Annotated in this window: 25 protein-coding genes, 1 tRNA gene and 1 pseudogene; 14 read left to right on the top strand and 13 right to left on the bottom strand. The window is 36.6% G+C overall.

All coding sequences use genetic code 11. The features are described from left to right. Positions 1 to 3 precede the first annotated feature (3 nt). The 12 genes from ACP5Q2_RS06850 to ychF form a co-directional block, all read right to left on the bottom strand. Positions 4 to 609 carry a sugar transferase gene (locus ACP5Q2_RS06850; RefSeq protein WP_424605088.1) on the bottom strand — a complete coding sequence of 202 codons (606 nt, stop codon included), beginning with the start codon at positions 607 to 609 and terminating at the stop codon, positions 4 to 6. A 2-nt stretch (positions 610 to 611) separates the two neighbouring features. Beyond that, the gene (gene murB, locus ACP5Q2_RS06855) at positions 612 to 1,478 is read right to left on the bottom strand and encodes a UDP-N-acetylmuramate dehydrogenase (protein ID WP_424605087.1); all 867 of its coding nucleotides are present in this window, start codon (positions 1,476 to 1,478) and stop codon (positions 612 to 614) included. After that, on the bottom strand, positions 1,462 to 2,244 hold the full coding sequence (locus ACP5Q2_RS06860; protein WP_424605086.1) for an S-methyl-5'-thioinosine phosphorylase: 783 nt from the start codon (positions 2,242 to 2,244) through the stop codon (positions 1,462 to 1,464). The genes murB and ACP5Q2_RS06860 overlap by 17 nt, the downstream gene beginning before the upstream one ends. Before the next feature lie 28 nt (positions 2,245 to 2,272). Beyond that, the gene (locus ACP5Q2_RS06865; protein ID WP_424605085.1) at positions 2,273 to 2,878 is read right to left on the bottom strand and encodes a trimeric intracellular cation channel family protein; all 606 of its coding nucleotides are present in this window, start codon (positions 2,876 to 2,878) and stop codon (positions 2,273 to 2,275) included. Continuing rightward, on the bottom strand, positions 2,875 to 3,531 hold the full coding sequence (locus ACP5Q2_RS06870) for an ABC transporter ATP-binding protein (RefSeq protein ID WP_424605084.1): 657 nt from the start codon (positions 3,529 to 3,531) through the stop codon (positions 2,875 to 2,877). The genes ACP5Q2_RS06865 and ACP5Q2_RS06870 overlap by 4 nt, the downstream gene beginning before the upstream one ends. Beyond that, positions 3,528 to 4,757 carry a lipoprotein-releasing ABC transporter permease subunit gene (locus ACP5Q2_RS06875; protein WP_428098566.1) on the bottom strand — a complete coding sequence of 410 codons (1,230 nt, stop codon included), beginning with the start codon at positions 4,755 to 4,757 and terminating at the stop codon, positions 3,528 to 3,530. The genes ACP5Q2_RS06870 and ACP5Q2_RS06875 overlap by 4 nt, the downstream gene beginning before the upstream one ends. Positions 4,758 to 4,764: 7 nt before the next feature. Further along, positions 4,765 to 6,315, bottom strand: coding sequence for a glutamine-hydrolyzing GMP synthase (gene guaA / locus ACP5Q2_RS06880; protein WP_428098569.1), 1,551 nt, complete (start codon positions 6,313 to 6,315; stop codon positions 4,765 to 4,767). An 8-nt stretch (positions 6,316 to 6,323) separates the two neighbouring features. Next, the gene (guaB, locus tag ACP5Q2_RS06885; protein WP_428098571.1) at positions 6,324 to 7,787 is read right to left on the bottom strand and encodes an IMP dehydrogenase; all 1,464 of its coding nucleotides are present in this window, start codon (positions 7,785 to 7,787) and stop codon (positions 6,324 to 6,326) included. Between the two features lie 103 nt (positions 7,788 to 7,890). After that, positions 7,891 to 8,703: an NAD+ synthase gene (locus tag ACP5Q2_RS06890; protein ID WP_428098574.1), complete on the bottom strand. Its 813-nt coding sequence runs from the start codon at positions 8,701 to 8,703 to the stop codon at positions 7,891 to 7,893. Next, positions 8,700 to 9,536 carry a nitrilase-related carbon-nitrogen hydrolase gene (locus ACP5Q2_RS06895; protein WP_424605079.1) on the bottom strand — a complete coding sequence of 279 codons (837 nt, stop codon included), beginning with the start codon at positions 9,534 to 9,536 and terminating at the stop codon, positions 8,700 to 8,702. The genes ACP5Q2_RS06890 and ACP5Q2_RS06895 overlap by 4 nt, the downstream gene beginning before the upstream one ends. Then, positions 9,533 to 10,012: a cyclic pyranopterin monophosphate synthase MoaC gene (moaC, locus tag ACP5Q2_RS06900; RefSeq protein ID WP_424605078.1), complete on the bottom strand. Its 480-nt coding sequence runs from the start codon at positions 10,010 to 10,012 to the stop codon at positions 9,533 to 9,535. The genes ACP5Q2_RS06895 and moaC overlap by 4 nt, the downstream gene beginning before the upstream one ends. An 8-nt stretch (positions 10,013 to 10,020) precedes the next feature. Then, the gene (ychF, locus tag ACP5Q2_RS06905) at positions 10,021 to 11,112 is read right to left on the bottom strand and encodes a redox-regulated ATPase YchF (RefSeq protein WP_424605077.1); all 1,092 of its coding nucleotides are present in this window, start codon (positions 11,110 to 11,112) and stop codon (positions 10,021 to 10,023) included. A 140-nt stretch (positions 11,113 to 11,252) separates the two neighbouring features. Between ychF and htpG the strand changes: the two genes are divergently transcribed. Then, positions 11,253 to 13,106: a molecular chaperone HtpG gene (htpG, locus tag ACP5Q2_RS06910; protein WP_424605076.1), complete on the top strand. Its 1,854-nt coding sequence runs from the start codon at positions 11,253 to 11,255 to the stop codon at positions 13,104 to 13,106. A gap of 87 nt (positions 13,107 to 13,193) precedes the next feature. On the opposite strand, the gene ACP5Q2_RS06915 is transcribed toward htpG, so the two are convergent. Continuing rightward, positions 13,194 to 13,277: transfer RNA gene (locus ACP5Q2_RS06915), tRNA-Leu, on the bottom strand. Positions 13,278 to 13,423: 146 nt separating this feature from the next. Between ACP5Q2_RS06915 and ACP5Q2_RS06920 the strand changes: the two genes are divergently transcribed. The 13 genes and pseudogenes from ACP5Q2_RS06920 to ACP5Q2_RS06980 all read left to right on the top strand — a co-directional run. Further along, a complete protein-coding gene (locus tag ACP5Q2_RS06920) occupies positions 13,424 to 13,627 on the top strand; it encodes a hypothetical protein (RefSeq protein WP_424605075.1) in 204 nt (67 codons plus the stop codon). Next, positions 13,628 to 14,278, top strand: a complete 651-nt coding sequence (locus ACP5Q2_RS06925) for a DUF4139 domain-containing protein (RefSeq protein ID WP_428098600.1) — start codon at positions 13,628 to 13,630, stop codon at positions 14,276 to 14,278. A 190-nt stretch (positions 14,279 to 14,468) separates the two neighbouring features. Continuing rightward, the gene (locus ACP5Q2_RS06930; protein WP_428098578.1) at positions 14,469 to 14,672 is read left to right on the top strand and encodes a prepilin-type N-terminal cleavage/methylation domain-containing protein; all 204 of its coding nucleotides are present in this window, start codon (positions 14,469 to 14,471) and stop codon (positions 14,670 to 14,672) included. Between the two features lie 12 nt (positions 14,673 to 14,684). After that, a complete protein-coding gene (locus ACP5Q2_RS06935; RefSeq protein WP_428098580.1) occupies positions 14,685 to 15,029 on the top strand; it encodes a hypothetical protein in 345 nt (114 codons plus the stop codon). 186 nt (positions 15,030 to 15,215) lie between these two features. Further along, positions 15,216 to 15,860 carry an ABC transporter permease gene (locus ACP5Q2_RS06940; RefSeq protein WP_424605072.1) on the top strand — a complete coding sequence of 215 codons (645 nt, stop codon included), beginning with the start codon at positions 15,216 to 15,218 and terminating at the stop codon, positions 15,858 to 15,860. Positions 15,861 to 15,939: 79 nt separating this feature from the next. Then, a complete protein-coding gene (locus tag ACP5Q2_RS06945) occupies positions 15,940 to 16,755 on the top strand; it encodes a hypothetical protein (RefSeq protein ID WP_424605071.1) in 816 nt (271 codons plus the stop codon). Next, a complete protein-coding gene (locus tag ACP5Q2_RS06950; protein ID WP_424605070.1) occupies positions 16,752 to 17,642 on the top strand; it encodes an ABC transporter ATP-binding protein in 891 nt (296 codons plus the stop codon). The genes ACP5Q2_RS06945 and ACP5Q2_RS06950 overlap by 4 nt, the downstream gene beginning before the upstream one ends. Positions 17,643 to 17,740: 98 nt before the next feature. Continuing rightward, positions 17,741 to 18,040 carry a hypothetical protein gene (locus ACP5Q2_RS06955; protein ID WP_428098584.1) on the top strand — a complete coding sequence of 100 codons (300 nt, stop codon included), beginning with the start codon at positions 17,741 to 17,743 and terminating at the stop codon, positions 18,038 to 18,040. Between the two features lie 11 nt (positions 18,041 to 18,051). Then, entirely contained in the window at positions 18,052 to 21,579 is a 3,528-nt protein-coding gene (locus tag ACP5Q2_RS06960; protein ID WP_428098587.1) for a VWA domain-containing protein, read from the top strand. Then, positions 21,576 to 22,028 (top strand): pilus assembly FimT family protein, encoded by a 453-nt coding sequence (locus tag ACP5Q2_RS06965; RefSeq protein ID WP_428098590.1) that lies wholly within the window; start codon positions 21,576 to 21,578, stop codon positions 22,026 to 22,028. The genes ACP5Q2_RS06960 and ACP5Q2_RS06965 overlap by 4 nt, the downstream gene beginning before the upstream one ends. Further along, the gene (locus ACP5Q2_RS06970) at positions 22,015 to 22,449 is read left to right on the top strand and encodes a type IV pilus modification PilV family protein (protein ID WP_428098593.1); all 435 of its coding nucleotides are present in this window, start codon (positions 22,015 to 22,017) and stop codon (positions 22,447 to 22,449) included. The genes ACP5Q2_RS06965 and ACP5Q2_RS06970 overlap by 14 nt, the downstream gene beginning before the upstream one ends. Then, a complete protein-coding gene (locus tag ACP5Q2_RS06975; RefSeq protein WP_428098595.1) occupies positions 22,446 to 23,408 on the top strand; it encodes a PilW family protein in 963 nt (320 codons plus the stop codon). Before ACP5Q2_RS06970 ends, ACP5Q2_RS06975 begins: the two co-directional genes overlap by 4 nt. Continuing rightward, positions 23,401 to 23,825: pseudogene (locus ACP5Q2_RS06980) on the top strand (hypothetical protein); the annotation flags it as partial. The gene ACP5Q2_RS06975 and the pseudogene ACP5Q2_RS06980, both read left to right, overlap by 8 nt.

Consider the following 23,825-nt stretch of genomic DNA (forward strand, 5'->3'; position numbering starts at 1 on the left):
GTATTATATTCTCAATATTTTTAAAAAAGTCAAATATAATAATTTTATATCTGTAAAAAATGAGATATCTTCGATGTATTTTTTATAAAGCTCAATCTTTTTGGGAAGGATCACCTGGGTATACCCCTTTTCAATGTCATCAAGCTGAGCTATAATATCCTCTTCATCACGGAATAGTATCGTTGCATAATCGGTTATCCCTGGTTTGACAGTCAATACGATGCTGTAATCATCTTTGAATAGTTTTACGAATCTTTCCACCTCAGGCCTTGGTCCCACAAGACTCATATCCCCTTTTAAAACGTTTAGAAATTGAGGTAGCTCATCTAACTTCCATTTTCTCAAATAATACCCCACCTTTGTGATGCGGGGATCTCTATCTTTGGTAACAAGGGGGCCTATCTTATCGGCATCCACCACCATAGTGCGGAATTTGTAAAGTCCAAAAGGTTTAAAATCTTTACCCATCCTGATCTGTCGATAAAATATCGGACCTTTTGAATCAAGCTTTATCAATAATGCAATGACGATAAACACTGGTAAGAGCAGTAGGATTGCCAATGCAGAAAATATTACATCCATTATACGTTTACCGAAGTATTTGTACATATCTACCTTTCAATTATTTTTACCTCTTCCTCTAACTTAATGCCGGTTTTTTGGAAAACAACCATTTTTACGTGGGATATCAGATCTTTTATATCCTTACTGCTGGCATTGTTAAAGTTTATGATAAAATTACTGTGTTTTTCCGAAACCTTTGCCCCACCGATGGAAAACCCTTTCAGTCCGCATTCTTCTATAAGCTTGCCGGCATATGTCCCTGAAGGTCTTTTGAATACAGATCCGCAGGATGGGTATTCAAGGGGTTGTTTCTCCCCCCTTTTATTTAATATCTCTTCCCTTATCTTTTTTAGATCATTCTTGGCGAAATTGAGTTTAAACGATCCGGATACGATAATTTCATCCTTTATTGAGCTTTTTCTGTAAGAAAAGGATAATTCACTGGCCTTTAATGTGGTAAATTTACCATCTTTGAATATCTCCACAGAGTAAACAACGTCTTTTATCTCTGTGTCAAAGGCTCCGGCGTTCATGTAAATGGCTCCCCCAACTGTGCCGGGGATACCTGATAGATGTTCGATGCCGGAAAGATTGTTTATGATAGAAAATACCACCATATCATCCAGTAAAATCCCGGATCCGGCGGTCAGGATATTTTTATCTATTATCATAAATCGATTAAGTTTTTTTAGAGATAAAACCACTCCGTCGAAACCTGCATCGTCGAAGAGTACATTCGTCCCGTTGCCTATTACAATATATCTTAAGTTCCTCTCATGCAAAAAGTCCCAGGTGAGCTTTAACTCTAAGTTATTTTTTGGTTCGGCAAAAAATCTCGCTGGGCCTCCGGTTTTATAGCTGCAATGGTTACCTAAAGGTTCGTTGCTTCTGATGATCTTATTTAAATCTAGCATTTTTTATTGCCTCATGGCAGCTACAGGGGGATTTCGTCTTCATCGAAGCCATCTCTTTGATTATAAGCCTGATGACAACTTCATTTCTTCTCACATGCTCCACCACTTCATCTGTGGTAAGCTGAGTTTTACTAATACCGGCTGCGAAATTTGATACGATATTTACGGCTGCATAGCATATACCAAGCTCCCTTGCAAGGGCGGCTTCCGGCATAAGGGTCATTCCAACAACATCAAACCCCAGTTTTGAAAAAGCGTTTATCTCCGCCGCACTCTCCAATCTTGGGCCGTTTGTGCATAGGTATACCCCCTTTGGATGAAAACGTGATCCGGATTTTTTTAGTATATTTATAAGCTCTTCCCTTATTGATGGGCAGAATGGATATGTGAAATCTATATGGTAAGTATCTCCTACATCTGAATATGTTGATGCACGGCCGTATGTCCAGTCTGCTATATTATCCGGTATCAAAAAATCACCGGGCAAAAGTAGGGTATTTATCCCCCCCACAGCCCCAAAAGCCACAATGAAGTCCACGCCGAGTTCATAAAATCCGTATATATTTGATCTATAATTGATTAAATGGGGAGGGAATTCATGTTTTTCTCCATGCCTTGCAAGGGAATAGATCTCATTATCCCCAAAGAGATATTTTTTGTAGCTGGAGGATGGTAAACCGTACTTATTTGATAAATTTATCTCTTCCACAAACTTAAACCCTTCTTCCACGAGGAAGCCTGTGCCACTTATAATCCCTATTTTCATGCTAACTCCACTAAATTATATTTGAATTTTATACCCTTGGTTTTGGTAGGTTCCAGTTTCTCCATATAGCCAACACCCTCAAAAGAAATACCACCAGAATGGCAATAATAATAGTGATATAGTTTTCGCCTATAGATTCGAAAAGTATTAAGTATACTACACCACCAATTAGAGATGCTGATGCGTAAACCTCTTTTTTTAGTACCAGTGGAATCTCTCCCTGCAAAAGATCTCTAATCATCCCACCTACTGTACCGGTCATAACCCCCATGAATATCGAACCGATATAACCGATATTATAGTCAATCCCCACCTTAACTCCGATTACAGTAAAAACACCCAATCCCAGTGCATCCATAATCAGTAGTGTATTATATCCCCTTTCAACTTTTCTATAAAAGAAAAATACGATAAGTGCCGATAATAGTGATAAAACTATATAATTGTAATCTCTAAAAATAAAAGGTGGAATTCGCCCCACAAGCAGATCTCTAATAGTTCCACCACCCACCGCCGTCACAAGGCTCAACACTGATATCCCATATAGATCCATCTCTTTTCTTACGCCTGCCAGGGCTCCACTAATTGCAAAGGCTATGGTGCCCAATAGGTCAAGAAGGTACAGGATGGTCATAATTTCTCTAACACCACTTTTTTATTAAAATTGTGGGTGAGCTTTTCATCATGGGTTACCATTATGATGGTGACCCCTTCTGATTTTAATTTATCAAATATCTTCATGATCTCCAGTGTGTTTGCACCATCAAGGTTACCCGTTGGTTCATCTGCCAGAAGAAGCTCCGGATCGTTCATCAGTGCTCTTGCCACCGCAACCCTCTGCTGTTCTCCACCGGAAAGCTCATTGGGATGATGATGGTATCTCTGGGATAGCCCCACCTTATCCAGAAGGAATTCGGCATGTTTAAGTGCTTTATTAATGGGAGTGCCGGCTATCATTGCGGGCATCGCTACATTTTCCAATGCGGTAAAATCATTTAATAGGTAGTGGAATTGGAATACAAAACCTACTTTTTTATTCCGATATTCATCGATGGGGTAGTTTTGATTAAAGATATTCTCCCCTTTGAAGACTATACTTCCGGTATCTGGTCTATCCAATCCACCTATGATATGCATAAGTGTGGATTTACCTGATCCAGATGGCCCCACAACAACCACCGATTCCCCTTTTTCAACGTTTAAAACAAAGTTATTTAAAACCTGGATTACGTTGTTTGATTTTCTGTAGCTTTTGGATATATTCAGGATTTCTAAAAAGCTCATCATTCATTCCTCAACGCAGCTATAGGATCCATCTTTGCCCCCTGCCTTGCCGGATAAAGGGCGGAAAGGTAGGTAATTAGTATTGCAGATACGGTTACGATTAAAAATACCTCCGGTACGATTTCCACGGGGATTCTGTCCATAAAATAGACATCTTTGGGAAGGGATATGATCTTGTATTTTTTTAATATTAGACAGATCACAAGAGCAAGTATATCCCCCAGAAAAGTACCCACCACACCGATTATCAGCCCCTGCTTTATGAAGATCTTCTGGATCATCTTTTCGGAGGCACCCATCGCCCTTAGTATAGCGATATCACGCTTTTTATCTTTTACGGTCATTGTAATGAGACTTACGATATTAAAGGATGCCACCACCACAATAAGTGTAAGTACCACAAACATAGCTGCTTTTTCCAGTTCAAGGGCTGAAAATAGATTTTTATTCATACTCAACCAGTCTCTTGCCCAGAAGGGGAAGTCTAACTTTGCGGCTATCTCTTTGGCTATTTTGGATGCCCTATCTATATTATCCACTTTGACGCTAAACCCTGTTATGGAATCCCCGAGGTCAAAGAATTTTTGCGCTGCTTTTATATCCACAAATGCAAGACCATTGTTGTAATCATACATGCCGGAATCGAATATAGCCACCACATGAAACTTTTGCATCTTTGGGGTAAATCCAAAGGGGCCTTTTTTTCCAAAAGGTGCCACCATTACCACTTCATCGTATAGCCTTACACCAAGTGTCAAAGCAAGATCTTTGCCCAGTACTATCCCACTTTTATTGTCAAAATCATATCTTAATTTAAAAAGATCCCCAGCCGTGATAAACTGCTTTATATTGATGGCTTGGGCCTCCTTTTCCGGGATTATCCCCCTCAGCATCACACCACTTACATTGGCAGGTCCTGTTAGAAGTACCTGGCTGAAAACAAAAGGTGATACCGCCACCACCCCCTTTGTTTCTCTAATTTTATTTTCCACTTTCTGCCAATCTGAAATGGTACCCACGTCTATCCTATTTACTATTATGTGGGAGTTGGCGCCCAGTATTTTATCCTTCAGGTTATTTTCGAATCCAGTAAAGACGTTTGTGACTACTATCAGAGTGGCTACACCCAGAAGTATTCCGATGACGGCTATTACGGAGATAAAAGAGATGGCTTTTGTCTCTTTTTTTGATTTTATATATCTTAGTGCTATAAAGTTTTCTGTTTTCATCAGTAGCTTATTCCCATTCTATTGTTGCTGGTGGTTTTGAACTGATGTCGTATACCACTCGATTTATACCTTTTACTTCGTTTATTATACGGTTTGATATCTTTCCCAAAATCTCGTAAGGGATCTTTGCCCAGTCGGCGGTCATACCATCCACACTTGTGACTGCTCTTAAAGCAAGCACATTTTCGTACGTCCTCTCATCACCCATGACCCCCACAGATCTTACGGGTAAAAGCACCGAAAATGCCTGCCATATCTCTCTATAAAGTCCAGCTTTTTTTATCTCCTCGATGAAGATATGATCCGCTATCCTCAAAAGGTCAAGCCTTGATTTATCAACACTGCCCAATACCCTTATGGCAAGTCCAGGTCCAGGGAAGGGGTGTCTGAAAACGATATCCTCCGAAAGGCCTAATTCCAGTCCCACTTTTCTTACTTCATCCTTAAAAAGCTCCCGTAAGGGCTCGATCAATTTAAATTTCATATCCTCCGGCAGACCCCCAACGTTGTGATGGGTCTTTATGGTGGCGGAAGGTCCCTTAAAGGATACAGACTCTATTACGTCTGGATAAAGGGTTCCCTGAACTAAAAATTCAAAATCACCAAGTTTTTTAGCTTCCTCTTCAAAAATCCTTATAAAAAGATTACCGATTATCTTCCTCTTTTTTTCAGGTTCTTCCACATCTTTTAATGCTTGTAAAAATCTGTCCTCAGCATCAACGTATACAAGGTTGATTTTAAAATTATCCCTGAAGGTTTTCAAAACCTGATCCGCCTCTTTATATCTTAAAAGGCCGTTGTTTACAAAAACACAGGTTAAATTGTCACCTATTGCTTCATGTACTAACACTGCTGCCACTGATGAATCCACTCCACCACTCAGGGCGCAGAGGACCTTTTTATCCCCCACAATATTTCTAATCTTCTCTATCTCTGAATGTATAAAATTTCCCGGGGTCCATATCTGTTTGCAACCACATATATCCACAACAAAGTTTTTCAAAAGGATATCCCCCTGGTCGGTATGGGCAACTTCAGGATGGAATTGAATTGCATAGATCGGTTTTTCTCTATGCTTCATCGCGGCTATGGGGGCATTATCCGTCCATCCAACGATTTCAAATAGCTCCGGGATCTTTTCCAGCCTATCACCATGACTCATCCATACGGTGAGTTTATTACCATTAAGTTTAAGATTATCAAAAAATGGGTCTTCTTTGATAAACAGTTCACTTCTACCATACTCCCTGTGTTGGGCGGCTGCCACAATACCACCAAAATGTTGACAGATGAGCTGCATCCCGTAGCATATACCTAATATCGGAATATTAAGATTAAAGACCCTTCTGTCGCAAAAGGGGGCATTTTTATCGTAAACGGAGGAGGGACCTCCGGATAGGATGATACCTTTTGGAGCAAACTCCACTATCTTTTCGTAGCTAACGTTGCAAGGGAAAATTTCACAGTAAACCCTATGCTCCCTCACTCTTCTTGCTATAAGCTGGGTATACTGGGAACCAAAATCTAATATTAAAATTTTTTCAGAATGTATATCCATAGTATCACCTAAGTATTAATCCAATAATTTGGTGCTTCTTTGGTAATAATTACGTCATGCACGTGACTTTCCCGCAATCCGGCATTGGTTATCTTGACGAATTTAGCTTTTTTCATCAATTCTTCTATGGTGGCACATCCGGTATAACCCATGCCAGATTTTAATCCCCCCACAAGCTGATAAATAGTATGGCTTAAATCACCTTTGTAATGTACCCTACCTTCGATCCCTTCCGGAACGAACTTACTTTCCATCTCGACTTCACCCTGGAAGTATCTGTCTTTACTGCCTTTTTTCATTGCACCCACAGATCCCATTCCTCGGTAAACCTTGTAGCTTCTGCCCTGATATAGCTCTATCTCTCCTGGTGATTCTGTTGTACCTGCAAGTAGAGATCCTATCATTACGGCATTTGCCCCGGCGGCAATTGCCTTTACGATATCCCCAGAATACTTGATCCCACCATCTGCTATAATTGTTACTCCAGCTTTGGCAGCCGCTTCGGCACAGTCCATAATGGCTGTGATTTGCGGTACCCCCACACCTGCCACCACTCTTGTGGTACAGATGGATCCTGGTCCGATCCCCACCTTTACGCAGTCGGCACCAGCCTTTGCAAGATCTATTACCGCTTCATATGTTGCAACATTTCCTGCTACAATCTGTAGATCGTTGTATTTTGATCTGATCTTTTCCACTGTTTCTAGTACCTTTTTTGAATGTCCATGGGCGGTATCCACCACAATGACGTCCACCCCTTTTTCAACAAGGGCTGCCACTCTCTCCATCGTATCTATACCGGTACCAACGGCTGCCCCCACCATAAGTCTACCTAATTTATCCTTGGTGGCGTAGGGGTATTTGAGCTTTTTGTTTATATCTTTGATGGTAATAAGCCCTTTAAGATTGTAATTGTCATCCACCACAAGTAGTTTTTCTATCCGATGTTCCTGGAGATGTTTTTTTGCCTCTTCAAGGCATGTCCCAACCGGGACGGTGACCAGATTCTCTTTTGTCATGTAATTATCGATTGGTTCATTGTATTTATCCACAAAACGGAGGTCTCTATTTGTCAATATTCCCACAAGCCTGTTATTCTTTATAACAGGAATGCCGGAGATCTTGTATTTTGCCATCAATTTCAGGGCATCTTCCACAGTACTACCGGACTCAATCGTTATTGGATCCACTATCATGCCACTTTCGGACCTTTTCACCTTGTCCACCTCTTCCGCCTGCTCTGCTATAGTCATATTCTTATGTATGAACCCTATTCCACCTTCTTGGGCTATGGCAATAGCCATTTTTGCCTCGGTAACGGTATCCATTGCAGCGCTGACAATTGGGATATTGAGAGATATCGTTTTGGTCAACATCGTTTTGGTACTAACCTCATGGGGTAGCACGTCACTTTTAGCAGGGACCAATAGGACATCATCAAAAGTCAATGCTTCTTTGATTATTTTATTCATCAGTTGCTCCTAAAAAATTTATTCTCAAATACATATAAAATGCTCTGTATAAGGAAAACTTGAGAAAAAATTGTAAGTATTTTTACCTTCTAAATTTTGCCTGTCAATATCCCCAATCTCTACTATATCTAAAATCTCTATCGATAGTTCTATTGCTTATCTTTGCGATTATAGGCAGCTGTCTTTTAAACTGATTTTTTCTTACCCTTTCGGCTACATTCATTATAAACTGTTCGCTGAATCCCAAGTTTATCAGTTCGCTCTTTGACAATCTTTCGTCGATCATATGATAAAGTAGTCTATCCACTTCTGTGTAGGAAAACCCCAATTCATCCTCATCTGTTTGTCCAAGCCAGAGATCTGCTGTAGGTTTTTTATTGATCAGCTTCTCGGGGATTCCGAGATATTTGGAAAGCTCCCAAACCTGCGTTTTGTAAAGATCTCCGATCGGATTTATAGCCGAAGCAAGATCCCCATACCATGTACCATACCCTAAGAGGAGTTCTGTCTTGTTGCTGGTACCCAACACCAACGCCCGATATTTTGAAGACATATCAAAAAGGGTTACCATTCTCATCCTTGCCATTACATTTCCCATACGGAGCTTATTATCCAGATTTAACGTTTCAAGAAAGGGGTCTACGTATGGGGTAATCTCTATTACTTGCAGATTTATACCAAATTTATCCGCCAACAGTTTTGCATCATCTAAACTCTCTTTACTGCTTGTTTTATATGGAAGGGCAAAAGCAAATAGTTTATCCCTTCCTACAGCCTTAGTTGCAAGGACTGCCGAAAGTGCAGAGTCGATTCCACCACTTAAACCAACTACCAAATTTGCAAAACCTGTTTTTTCTGTTTCCTCTTTTATAAAATTTACCAAAACATCTGCCACCATTTTATAGTTTAAATTCATTTTATGATCCCCTTATTTCTGATGAATTCCAAAAAGAGCTCAGGATCCTCATCCCTGTAAAATGGGGATAATATTCTACTTCTACGAACAGTTTCATCTTTTATTTCAACGATCCGGTTGTCTTCTCTAATCAGATCACATCTTCCAATCTCACTACCTAATGCATCTATTGCCAAAGATCCACCCCAGAATGTCACCCCATCTTCTACACCCACTCTGTTTACGAAGATGGTGTTTACCGTGAGGTTATTGGCTATAAATTTAATAGTATTATACCACAACTCTTGAGAGTAGAATCTATCGCTATAGAAGCCTCGGGCTGGTGAATTTGATACTATCAATAGATTCTTTACCCCCTGCAGTGAATAAAGATAGAGGGAGCTCAAATGCAGGGCATCTTCACATATCAGAATCCCAGTTTTACTTCCAAACATATCGAATGTTTCAAAACTTTTACCTGCAGCAAAATAACGGGATTCTTCAAACATTGTATAGTTTGGTAGATAAACCTTTCTGTGCAGGTGTTTCAGCGACCCAGCCTCAAAGTATCCGGCTGCATTAAAAAACTGATGGTTTTCATCTTCATAAACAAAACCTGCAATAATACCTATACGTTTGGAGGTAGATTCAAATAGTTTTATAGTTTCAGAGTTACTTTTTAATGCTACATCATGGACTAAATCCCTTAAAAAGTAGCCAGTTAGTGATAGCTCCGGGAAGATTACTATATCAGCTTTTTGATCTATAGCATGTTGAATCTCGTTTTTATGTAGCTCTATATTTTTTGATAGGTCCCCGAGGAACGGTTTTATCTGGGAGATATAGATCTTCACAGACTACCCCTTTTAAATTCTCCACTTTTGCCACCACTTTTTGATAATAGCATAATATCAGATATTGTCATCTCTTTGTCAATAGCTTTACACATATCATAGATGGTAAGTGCCGCAATCGATACCCCTGTGAGAGCCTCCATCTCCACACCTGTCTTACCGGTCAATTTGACAGATACGGTTATTTCCACATAAGACTCTTCTGTATTCGGTTTGAAATAGACATCTGTCCCGGTGATATTCAAAGGGTGACACATAGGGATAAGATCTGAAGTCTTTTTTAGCCCCATAATGGCTGCCACTCTGGCAACCCCAAATACATCCCCCTTTTCAATCTCTTTATCCAAAATCCTCTTCAACGTTTCAGGTTTCATAAAGACTTTTCCTGATGCCACAGCCACTCTGAAGGTGTCATTTTTTTCTGTGACATCCACCATTCTACTTCTGCCTTCCTCATCAAAGTGCGTCAATTTCATATATTACCTCATACGTTGAATCTAAAATATATGATATCCCCATCTTTTACGATATAATCTTTCCCTTCCAATCGTGTTTTTCCCAATTCTTTAGCTTTCTGCAGAGATTTTAGCTCCACAAACGTTTCGTAATCGGTGACTTCAGCCCTGATAAACCCCCTTTCTATGTCGGTGTGTATCTTTCCGGCGGCTTTTTGGGCATTGGTGCCGTTTTGAATTGTCCAAGCTTTCACCTCTTTTTCCCCTGCGGTGAAAAAGGTAATGAGATTAAGTAGTTTGTACCCTTCTTGTATCATCATTTCCAAGCCAGACTTCTTTAATCCCAAAGCGGTTAAAAACTCTTTAGCCTCCGCTTTTTCCAACTCTGAAATCTCAGCTTCGATTTTGGCGGATATCTTTATGCAAACTGATCCTTCTTTATTGGCGTAATCGATGACTTTTTTTACGTAATCGTTGTCTTTTTGTAATCCCTCTTCATCCACATTCATTACAAACATCACCGGTTTTGATGTGATAAAATTGTATTCCTTCAAAAGTTCCTTTTCTTCTGCAGTCATTAGATTCCTGAGCATTACGCCGTTTGAAGCACTGTCATAAAGCCTTTTTAGAATTTCCACCTTTTCCTTTAAATCTTTATCCCCACTCTTTGCGGCTTTGCTATACTTATTGAGGGCTTTTTCCAATATCTCAAGGTCTGAGAGTAAAAGCTCGCTATTGATAATCTCGATATCCCTGATTGGATCGATTGCCCCCTCAACATGGGTAACATCGTCATTTTCAAAACATCTCACGATATGTGCGATGGCATCCACCTGACGGATATGAGTCAAAAACTGATTTCCAAGCCCTTCCCCCTTACTTGCCCCCTTCACCAGACCTGCTATATCCACAAACTCAATCGTGGTGGGGGTGACCTTTCTGGGGTTTATCACTGATGCGATGAAGTCGAGTCGTTCATCCGGTACATTTACAATTCCAATATTTGGATCTATAGTACAAAAAGGGTAGTTTGCACTTTCCACATGAGCTTTTGTAAGTGCATTAAACAGCGTAGATTTCCCTACATTTGGTAAACCTACGATTCCACAGTTAAATCCCATACAACCTCCTGATTTAAAATAGATACTATAAAAAAACATATTGGTCAACTTAAATGCTACTTAATCTTTAATCTCTTGCAAAAAATAAAAAAAAAGATATTTTATCAATCTGGCAACAATGAAATGGAGGTGCTAACAGTATGGAGAAATTTGAATTTAGGGCGGAAGTAAAAGAGCTATTAAACCTTGTCATCAATTCACTATATTCCCACAAGGAGATATTTTTGAGGGAGCTTATATCCAACGCATCTGACGCCATTGATAAGGCACGTTATCTAAGTCTTACCAATAGCGAATTGAATCTTGTGGGTACAGATTGGAAGATAAAGATAGTGCCGGATAAGGATTCTATGATGCTTAAGATAATTGATAACGGTATCGGTATGAATAAAGAGGAAGCGATAAACAATCTTGGTACGATTGCAAAATCTGGTACAAAAGAATTTCTGGAAACCCTTAAAAAGGCAAAAGAAACCGGAGATATCAACCTGATAGGGCAATTTGGTGTGGGTTTTTACTCTGCTTTTATGGTGGCAGGTAGAATAGACGTGATTTCAAAGAAGATAGGGGAGGAAAAGGGGATTAAGTGGACTTCTTCCGCAGATGGAAGCTACGAAATTGATGAGGTGGAAAGGGAAGGTTTTGGTACCACTGTGATTCTTCATATGAAGGAAGATGAAAAAGAGTTTTTAGATGAATGGAGAATAAGACAGATTGTCAAAAAGTATTCTGATTACATAGAATACCCGATAGTCCTTGAGTCGAAAAAGGATGGGAAGGTGGAAGAGGAAACTTTAAATTCTATGCAGGCCTTATGGCTTAAATCGAGATCGGAGATCAAGCCTGAGGAGTACAACGAATTTTACAAGCATATCTCCCACGATTTTAACGATCCACTTGAAACTATCCACTATAAAGCCGAAGGTGTTAATGAATTCACCGCCCTTTTATTTATCCCTTCAAAGAAACCTTTTGATATATATTATAAAAGTGCAAAGATTGGGCCAGCACTCTACGTAAAAAAAGTGCAAATTATGGATGCCTGTGATGAACTGATTCCGGCGTACCTCAGGTTTATAAAAGGGGTCGTGGACTCTTCAGATCTACCTCTGAATGTTTCCCGGGAGATGCTTCAAAACAATAGGCAGGTCGCAAACATAAATAAAAATATCACGAAAAAAGTTTTAGATACCCTCAAAGGTATGAAGAAAAATGATCCGGAAAAATATAAAAAGTTTTTTGATGAGTTTGGAAATGTGTTAAAAGAGGGGATCCATACAGATTTTGAAAGAAGAGAAGAGATTGCGTCGCTTATGATATTCAACACGCTAAACCATAGGGAAAAGATGATAGATCTTGATACCTATATAGAAAATTTCAAAGATGGTCAGGAGGAAATCTATTATATAGTGGGGCGTTCTGTGGAGGAGTTGATCAATTCCCCACAATTAGAGTATTTTAAAACAAAAGGGATCGACGTCATCCTTTTTACAGGTGAATTTGACGAAATTATCATCGGAGGACTTTTTGAGTATAAAGGTAAAAAATTAAAATCTGTCACAAAGGGGGATATAAAGATCAAAGATGAGGATTTGAAGGATCTCAATGAGAAAGAAGAAAGCTACAAACCTCTTCTGGAAAAGATAAAAGATGAACTAAAAGAAGATCTGCAGGATGTAAAAGCGAGTGCAAGATTGACAGATTCCCTCTGCTGTCTTGTGATGGATGAAAATGCAATGGATGAGTCGATGAGAAGACTGTTTGAATCTATGGGGCAGGAGGTGCCAAAGTCGAAAAAGATCTTAGAATTGAATCTCGATCATCCGGTGATGAAAAAACTCAAAGATCTCTACGATATCGATCCCAAAAGCTCAAAGATCACAGAAATTGCAAATATGATTTTTGATATAGCGCTGATTTCGGATGGAGAAAAGCCGAAAGACCCGTCAGCTTTTTCCAGAAAAATAGCGGATCTGATGATGAATACTATCTAACAGGTGATGATGGGAGCAGTTAACGGCTCCCCATTTTTTATCGACAAACTTTAAACCTTGAACTTCAGACGTCGGACTTTGAAAAAATGCCTGAGGGGGGACTCGAACCCCCACAGGTTTTACCCCACAGGATCCTTAGTCCTGCGTGTCTACCAGTTCCACCACCCAGGCTTTTTAATGGAAGTAAACATATAGCAATCTTTATCTCTTTTGTCAATACCAAAGAGATTTTTTATTTTTTATCATATGATTTTGTTTATTAAATATTTTATCTGTTATAATAATATTCAGGAGGTGCATATGAAGAAGATATTTTAATGAAAAGATCATCTCTGCAAAACTGGAAAAATTGGTTTATCTGGATAGAGAGCTTGAAAAGCTTCACCGGAAGGCTTCCGGAGATATTCCCCATTTATCTTGAAAAATATGTTCCGCAGTTTGGGTATAAAAAGGAAGAGGATTTCTTGGAGGATAGTGTTGCGTCTAAGACAAACAAGTCTTTATCATTTATCGATCCGTAGATAAAGGAAGAGGCAACATCTTTTTTATTCAAAATACCTTATAAGGTAACTATACCTTCGGGTAATAGTTTTTATAAGTTTCAGATAGCTGAAAAGGAAAGTAAAGTGGAATTTTTCTATTATGCTATACCAAAGATGGACAAATCGGCTTTTTTAAAGCCCACTGTGAAAAATAGCTTTGGCTATCCATTACTTCAGGGGAGTGCCTCAATCTATCTGGATGGTAACTATGTGGCAAAGATAAATCTCAATAAGACGATGCCGGATGAGGGGGTAGAGGTTTCCTTAGGAAAGGATGAAAGTATAAAAGTAGATAGAAAACAGGTCAAAAGGTTTACCGAATACGTTGGTTTTGGGGATAAGAATGTTAGGGTAAGCTATGAGTATCTCATTACCATCCAAAATACGAAGAAGAATGGAATAATATTAAACGTAAAAGACCAGTTGCCTGTATACAGATATGAGATGATAAAAGTAAATCAGATAGATCCTACTAAGGATAAAGCGATAATATCTGATTATGGTATAATATCCTGGAACATTAGCCTATCCCCGCAAGAAAAAAAAGGAGATATTGTTGAAATACAGCGTGGAGTATCCAAAAGATTACAATTTATCAGGATTGGAGTAAGTGTAAGATGTATGGGATGAAGCCTATTTGACATTTTTGTCAAATAGGTTGACAAAAATGTAAAAGTGTATTAAAGATATCTATCATTATGTCGGGATAGATAAGGGTCTTGAATGTTGGGTTTAAATAGCTTGTGTTGGCATTTAAATTGCATTAATAGCCTTAAATTGCTTAAATAGCGTATAAAACAAAAATAAGGAGGTAATATTTATGAAAAGTGTAAAAAAAGGTTTTACGCTCATCGAGCTATTGGTAGTTGTGGCAATTATTGCAATCCTTGCCGCAATTGCTATTCCACAGTTTGCGAAGTACAGGCAAAACGCATATAATTCTGCAGCTAATTCAGATATCAGGAATGCAAAAACAGCACTTGAATCTTACTTTGCAGACAAGCAAGAATACCCAGAAGACTAATAGGAGGAAATTATGAGAAAACTTTTTATAATTATATCTATGCTTTCGATTGTTGTTAGTGTAGCATTTGCTAAAGATTTAGCTACTGTTCTTAGCGGTGATTTAGGTAATGCAGCAAAGTTGTCTAATGATGTAATTGGAACTTATTTCTCTCCTAATAATAAATCCGCTTTTGTAATATCTACAGTGCATAATAAAGGTACAAAAGCTTATGCTACAGGAAGTATGACTACTCAAATTTGGGAAAAATCATTTGCAGCTTCGGATAATAATAGCTCTCAATTAATCACTACAGAACCTAGTTCATATAGTGATAATGACACAGCAACTATTTTTAGTGGTTTTACTGCTAAATAAAAATTACAGCCAAGGTGCCGAAAGGCACCTCTTAATTTCATAAGAATGGCATTGATATCAAAAACAATTAAGGCTTTAATTTCAGATAGAGTTTTTGTTTTGATGCTAATCTTCATTTTTTTTTACTTCTTAATACCGGTATTTAGTTACTTTTCTATTAGACAGTTACAAGAGATAGCGATTACAATGTCATTGACATTAAACTCCTTCATACTTCTAATTATATCCATTTTTGGTGGTACCTTTACTATATGGAGAGATATCGAGAAAAAGTATGCTTTTACTGTTTTAAGCTACCCTATATCCAGAGCGAGTTATTTATTACAGAGATTTTTTGCGGTAGTGATTGTTTTGTTTTTCATTAACGTTGTTAATTTGTTAATAGGACTTATAGTGATTAAATTTTCATCTACTATTTATAAATCTGATTTACCACTTTTATTAGATCATATTGTTGTTGCTTATTTCTTTTCTCTCTTTAAATATATCCTTATCTTAGCATTTGCATTTTTATTTTCCTCTATTGCAACATCATTTTATGTTCCTATTTTTCTAACCATTTCAGTATATATTATAGGCAATGCTTCTCAGGGTCTATACGATTTTGTATCGAAAGAAGGGGATAAATTTAATATAATAATAAAAAAAGTGATAAATTTTATTTACTATACTTTCCCAAATCTATCTTCCTTTGATTTTACAGCTCATGCGAGCTATTCTTTACCTTACGAACCAAGTATTTTACTAAAAACATTCATCTACTTCATACTTTATCTTGGTATAGTTATATTATGCACTATATTAATGATCAATAGAAGAGATTTTACATAAAACAGGTATGTGTTTCTTTTATAAAACAAAATTCATTATAATAACGTTATTAATTCTTATTTCAACTTATACTGTTTTTTTGGACCATTTTATAGAAGTCAACAAAACAAAATCCAACATTCAAAAACTTGGGTATACCCCTTCTGGTAAATTTTATAAGGCTGTTGCTGGAGAATACAGGTGGTATTTAGGTGACTACCTATCTTTTAAGTCGATTATTTACTATGGTAGCAGATTTGAATATCTGCAACAAGGTATACTTGAAGAGATCGAATATTATAATTTATACAGAACTGTTGAAGCCTCTGTATTACTAAACCCCTACAATGAAGATATATATTATTTCGCACAATCGGTTTTTACTTGGGATATTGGCCGTGTAAGAGAGATAAATATGATATTGGAGTATGTAAGCAATTTTAGAAATTGGGACTATAAAATACCTTTCTTTCTTGGCTTTAATCATTTTTATTTTTTAAAAGATTATAAAAAAGCTGCTTTCTATTTCAAAAAAGCTTCAGAATTATCAGGTGCTCCCCTCTATGTTGGGCTTGCATCAAGGTTCTTTTTCGAGGGGGGGGATACAGCTATGGCTATAAACTATATTAAAGTTATGATCTCTACCACAACAAAAGATAACTTAAAAAAGCAGTATCAAGTGAGACTGAAAGCTCTTGAGGCTATATTTGAGATAGAAAATGCAGTTAAAAAATTCAAAGCAGAAAAAGACAGGTTTCCTCGTAATATTGAAGAGTTGGTTTTATTAGGGTACTTAAAACAGATCCCAAAAGATCCCTACGGTGGAAATTTTTATTTAGATGAAAACAATAGAGTAAGAACAACAAGCAAATTGGCATTCTTGAATAAAAATAGTGAAGGTGAAATGAAGAGATGAATGTAATAGAAGTTGATAGATTATTTAAAACTTTTAAATCGAAGTATATAAAGGTAGCAGCACTAAATGGAATGAGTTTTTCCGTTAAACAGGGTGAGATTTACGGATTTTTAGGACCTAATGGTGCCGGTAAAAGTACTACTATAAAAATCATTATGGATCTTATTAGAGCTGATACTGGCGAAGTTAGGATTATGGGATTACCTTCAACTGATTATAAAGCCCGTATCAATATCGGTTTCATGCCAGAAAATCCTCAATATTATGATAATATAACGGGCTTAGATCTATTAATGCTTTCTGCTTTTATGTTTAAATTAAAAAGAGATATAGCATACAAAAAAGCTTTGAATCTTTTGGAGACTTTTGGTTTGATAGACTCAGCAAAAAAACAGCTTAGGAAATATAGTAAAGGTATGATTCAAAAAATAGGTTTTGCATCAGCTATAATCCATGATCCTAAAATTTTGATTTTAGATGAGCCGATGAGCGGTCTTGACCCTATAGGACGTGTTCTATTTAAAAATATCATGAATGAATTGAATAAAAATGGGACTACAATATTTTTTAGTTCTCACATCATCCCAGATATAGAAGAGATATGCTCAAAGGTAATTATAGTAAAGTCTGGACAAGTCGTAAATGAGCTTGATCGGCTTCAAATAAAACATCTAACCACATCAGGTTTTCAAATAATTTTCAAAAAACGAAATATTCTTATCCCCAACTATAAAATTGATGCATTAAATGACGATCTTATGCAAGTAGAAGTCAACAAGAATGATTTCTTTTACGTGATGGAAATCTTAAAAAACTCTTCTGTCGAAATAATTGACATAGTATCAATAAAGCATAGCTTAGAAGATATTTTTATAGATATGGTTTAGAACCATAAGCATATTCATTGTAAATTTAATAAATAATTTTTCACGATTTTTTCACGAAAATTCGTTATTATTATACTAGGAGTATCAGGAGGTGTGGAATGAGATTTTTTGTTATTTTTATCTGTCTGATGAGTATGGCTTTCTTTAATGCAATAGCGGAGGATAGGACTTGTGAGACCAAATATTCATATGATAAAAGTATATCTTTGTATATAAAACCAGAAGGTGAGGCATTGAGGTTGCATGCGGTTGTATTATGTACGGATACGGATTCGGCTATTGTAAAAATTAGAAGTAGAAGTCTTGAGAATAAGATATTTAGGATAAATCATTACATTAGGGAAAATGTGGGTGAAGTCTTAGTTTTTTATTATTTTGAAAATATGGTTCAGGATTAAATGGAGGAATTATGAGAAGATTATTTTTGTGGCTTACTATAATTTATTTTTTATCTTTACCAAAAGTATACAGTCTCAATCAGGAATATTATTATGTTATTCCACCATTTATGCAGCAGGACGTATACTCAAATGTGTACATGGCTCTTGATTACAGCGGTAGTATGACATGGAAAGCTTACCCATCTTATAGTGATACTTCTTCTTATTTTGGATATTTTGATAATAATGCCAAATATAAGTGTAATGGTGGATCTATCTCAAATGATTCATGTAGTGGTATCTGGGTAAAGGATAATACTAATGGAACTTATTCCGGTAATTGGTTGAATTATAAGCATATGGAAAGGATAGATATTTTAAGATATGTATTGACTGGTGGTGGTGTGTCAAGTGTTTGTAAGGATATTATATCTTGCTCAGGTTTGACAAAAAACGAATGCTATAATCATTCTAATTTATGCTCTTGGAACAATAAAAAATGTATCCAGAAAAAATATTGTTCAAGTTTTACAACAGAGTCAACCTGTAAAGCTGATACAACCATGTGTGAATGGGTTCCAAATGCAGCAGTAAAAACTGAATCTGGGGAGCAAATAAAATATTCAGATGTTGCAGGATATGACCCAGAAAAAGGTGCAGTAATGGGAATATTACAAAAACTAAGCAACGATGTAAGAAATCCAAGGGTTGGAGCAGTTTTGTTTTCAAGCAATAATTTATCAGTAATAAAACCAAGTTATGATTATACATCTTTAATTAAGACTATCAATGATACAAAAGCTGGTGGATGGACTAATACAAAATATGCTGTAGATACCATATCAGATTATTATAAGACTACTGAAGCATATCAGTTTGGATCTAATGTTGTGCCATGTGCAAAAAATTTCGCTATAGTAGTTTCTGATGGAGCATGGAATACTGGGTATAGTGACGATCATCCAGATAACAAAGATCCCCTCTCCACAATTAAAAATATGTGGAAAACAGATCTTATGTATAATTTGACAGGAAAACAAAATGTAAAAACTTATACATTAGCAATGTTTATGGATTCAACTGATGATGGAACAGAGGCTTTAAAACATATGGCAGTCTTTGGTGGGTACAACGATATAGATGGAAATGGGCTTCCTTGTAACTACAGTTCAGATAATTTTAATTCTTTTTATACAAATTTCCCATCTACAACTTGCAGTGAATGGGATGCGGATAATAATGGTAAGCCAGATGGCTTTTTTCAGGGTAATAATCCTAATGAATTCAAGCAGGCTATGGATGATATATTCAAACAGATATTAACCAATGTTTCATCAGGGACTTCTGTCGCGGTACTTACCGAAAAAAGAAAAGAAGGTTCGCTAATGACGCAGGCAGTATTTTATCCTGAATATAATGGAACATCCTGGATTGGTAAACTTTTTGGTTACTGGTTTTTGAATTTTAAAAATTCTGATAATATATTGGTTCAAAATATAAGAGAAAATACAAATATTAATGATGAAATGACCGGTGGCTATAAACTTAACATATGTGGTGGTAACAATGAGATTGGAGGAGACTATATATTGCAGTTCAATTATGATAGTATTTATAATAAATTATCCATAAGTAGATTCAAGAGTGATTGCAAAGGGAATGATAATGAATCTGTACTTCCTCCATATGAAAAACTAGAAGAGATAAAATCGTTGTTTGAAGTATCAGATATAGCAAATCTAAAATTTGGAAATGATCCATCAGTAAGAAAAATATATACTTCAGATGGATCAAAGTTGATAAATTTGGATGATGCGTCAAATAGTCTGTTTGGAAGCGATCTTGGATGTGTTGGTACGGTGAGCAACCTCAAAAATTTTATAAAAGGTTACGATATAACTAATTGTGAACTAAGAACTGATTCTGGTGGTACGAGAAGATTGATAGGAGATATAGTATATTCTACTCCCCAGATTGTAGATTACGATAATGTGAGTATCTTATATGTGGCAGCAAATGATGGTATGCTCCATGCATTTAGATTGGGTAAGACAGTTAAAAGCAATGAACCAAATGTTGCAGTCATTCTTCAGAATGACTCAGATGATAATGGAACGGATAAAATAGGTACTGAAGAATGGGCATTTATACCACAAAATGCACTACCTTACCTTAGGTATAGAGCACAAAAAGACTTCCTTCATCTTTATATAAACGACCTAACCCCATATATTTTTGAATACAACGGGAAAAAGATTCTAATCGGTGGTATGAGAATGGGTGGTGGAACGGGTGATAACCAAACGAATGCAATAAAGCCACCAGCTGATGTAAGCAATGTTGGATATTCCTCATACTATGCTCTTGATATATCAGATCCTGCACATCCAAAATTTTTATGGGAGTTTAACGATCCTAAACTCGGGTTTACATACTCAGGGCCTGCTATAATTAGAGGGCCAAATAATTCATTGTATATAATGTTTTTGAGTGGGATGACCAATTATGATGCCACAACAGCTTTTGATGAGAATAATGCGGGAGTGTATATACTTTCTTTGGACAACGCATTGTCAATTAGCAAAAAAGATTTTATTAAAGTAGGTAGCTTTACAACAGGTATAAATAATACTCCCGTTTATGGAAATAGGTTATTTAATGAAGGTGTGGATTGGAACGGTGATGGGGTTACAGATGCAGTGTTTTTTGCTTTTAGCTATTACAAAAATAACATTGGATGGACTTCAGATGTTTATGCATTTTTACCAGATGATTATAGTGTCTTTTCCAGTAATAATATAAAGACACTGATGAATTCATTACATGGGGCCGTGAGTAGTAGTATTGTTTATATGCCCTGTTTTGGTATGGATTATATATATATTGGAACTGGAAGGTGGTTTTCAAAAGCAGATGACTCTGTAGGAAGAAACAATAAGCTTTATGGTATAAAAATATCCTGTTTGAGAAACAAAAACTGTAACTTTAGTAGTGCAGTAAATAATGCTGATATTTGTAATGAACTTAGCAAAGCAGAAAATACTTCTAAAGTTGTGGCTTGGGAGGTGGGTCTTAATACAGATGAGGTTTATGATGGTATTTCTTATGGCAAGGAGAGGGTAATTGCAGATGCAGGAAAGATGGAATGGGCTAATACGGTACTATTTACTTCTATGCAGCCAAGTACAGATGTCTGTTCATATGGTGGAAGATCAAGAGGGTGGGGGCTAAATTGTGCTACGGGGGCAAGCATCTGGGATACGAGTTGCACCAATTATATTGTTGATACTTCGAAGGTATCCTGCGGGTATCTTCAAACATCTACTGCTGCTATCAACCAGATGTGCTCTACAAGTTTTGCAAAACAAGGTGATAAATACAGAAATGTTAGCAATTCAATGGGACAGGGGAATTCATCTGGTGGAGACAGCTCTGTTAATAATATAAATCAAGGTCAAACAGCATGGTATACAGGTACAACACCGGAAACTCCGCCGATAATACCTACTCCTTACAGTGTAAAAAAAGGGAAAATAATTTTTTGGATTGAAAAATGATAAGAAATTACAAAGGACTTACGCTGATTGAATTACTGGTGACCATTAGTATCTTAGTTATACTTTTAGCTATAGGTATCTATAGCTATAATAAATATTCAATTGGTAGGGATGTGGAGAATGATACGTACAAAATATATTCTTTTATCAGCAGAGTCAGATCTCAGGCTTTTACGGAGAAAATCGATTATTATGTAAGACTAAATGACTCATTGACGTTGGTGATGGATAATGATTCTGACAATACAAATGTTTTAGAAGAGTTGAAATTAAAAAGGAACTTTAGCTCCACCAAAAATGAGTACCATTTTAATAAAAATGGTTTTATATTAGATAATGGCAGTATAAAATCGGATGTGGTGGCAGACGTGCAGTATAATTGTGTAAAGATTGAAGGTAGTGTTTATTTGGGTAAGCAGGACTCAGGAGGCAATTGTGTTGCAAAGTAGATTAAAGGGTTTTGGAATGGTGGAAGCCCTCGTTTCTATATTCATTTTTGCAATAGTATTGCTTGGATTAAACTATTCACTAATACTTACAATCGGACATAACTATGCTAATTTTATGAGAAATACCGCCACAAAAATTGCCCAGAGTTATATGGATAAAGCAAGAGGTAGGACGGATATTTCAACGTTATCTGTAGCTGATAATACTTGTGACCCTGATGCAACGACAGCGAATTCAGTAGTTTTTATTGATAACGTGAACTATAGTAATTCGACTGTAAAGTTTGTATCTGTATTTAGCGTGATAGCTAAAACGAGTAATTATTACAAAGTAAACGTTAAGACATGTTATAAAATTAAAGGGGTCAAAAAAGAGGTAGTTATTACTTCAGATATCTATCCAGGAAAAGGAGGGCTATGATTTTGATTAAAAGAGGTTTTACTTTGATAGAATTGTTGGTGACAGTTGCCATTATGCTTATCGTCTTAAGTGCTGTGTATATGACTTATATCTCAGTATTAAGAGATTATAAAAAAGAAGCTGGGATAGGTTCAAAAGCGATTGAAGAACAGATAGGGTTGGAAGTAATCAGAAAAGATATTTTACTTGCAGGAATTGGAATACCTATTAATACCGAACCTATATCAATTTCAGGTGCTAATGACAATTATACACTAACACTTCTTATGACAAATTCTGCATCATCAGATAAAACACAAGGGTATATACTTATGTCTTATGATTCGACAGGTAAAAAGTTTAACTTAATACAGGATATGAGGGTGGATAATACTGCTAATGATATTGTTGTATTAGGTACTGATAAGCAATTTTATACGAAAGGTGTTTTGCAAAATGGCACACCTAAATACATATCTTATGACTGTTCCACTATTACAAATAATACAGTTGCTTTTGGGTTTCCCCTAAAAGACAACGCTTCATATTATGAAACAGTTACTTATAATCTTGCAGCATCTAATCTTGCCCGTTGTTTTTCAGGTGCAAGTAATCTGGTGAGAAACGGCATGCCTATTGTTAATTGTGTGAAAGGTTTTAAAGTGTATTTTGGATATGACAATAATAGTGATGGTACTATAGATGACTATTGTGAAAACTCTATCTGCTCTGCTATAAATGGGGCAACAAATATGTATGCAAAGCTGAAATCCATCAGTGTTTTTATTTTGACGCACGATGGGGGTAAAGATAATAATTTTAACTATGGTTCCACTTCAGTTAGCTACCAGGATACGGAAACTGGAAAAATAATTACATTCACAAATCTAAACAATGTCCAGGAATATAATAGATATAGGTGGAAGATCATTAAAGTGTCAGGGAAAACTGTAAATATTAGAGGAATAAGTTATGAATAACAAAAAAGGTTTCTCTCTGATAATTACTCTTATTCTCTCATTTGTGGCTGTAGGATTTATTGCTGCTTTGTTATACCTTATCATGAGTGGAACTATTCTTTCTGGTAAAGGGAAAGTATATACATCAGCACTTGAAGCTGCAAAAGGGCTTACTGAAAGGATAGTTGATGCTATCAACACAGATACGTTTTATTGTGGTGGTTCTAATAACCCGTGTAGCGATAATGGTACTATAAATGCATCTATATTAAATACTCCTGGGTATAACACTATTGGAACTGTAATAAAAAGGCAGGAGTATTCGAAAAATATTAGTGGTCAAACTCAGAGCTATTACATTTACCTTATAAATATAAAAGTAAACTCCACCACATCAAAAGACAAAGCGGAAGTGGAGTTTGCTTATGAGGTGGAAAA

This window comes from Calditerrivibrio sp. (assembly GCF_049968475.1).
GTDB classification, from domain to species: Bacteria; Chrysiogenota; Deferribacteres; order Deferribacterales; family Calditerrivibrionaceae; genus Calditerrivibrio; species Calditerrivibrio nitroreducens_A.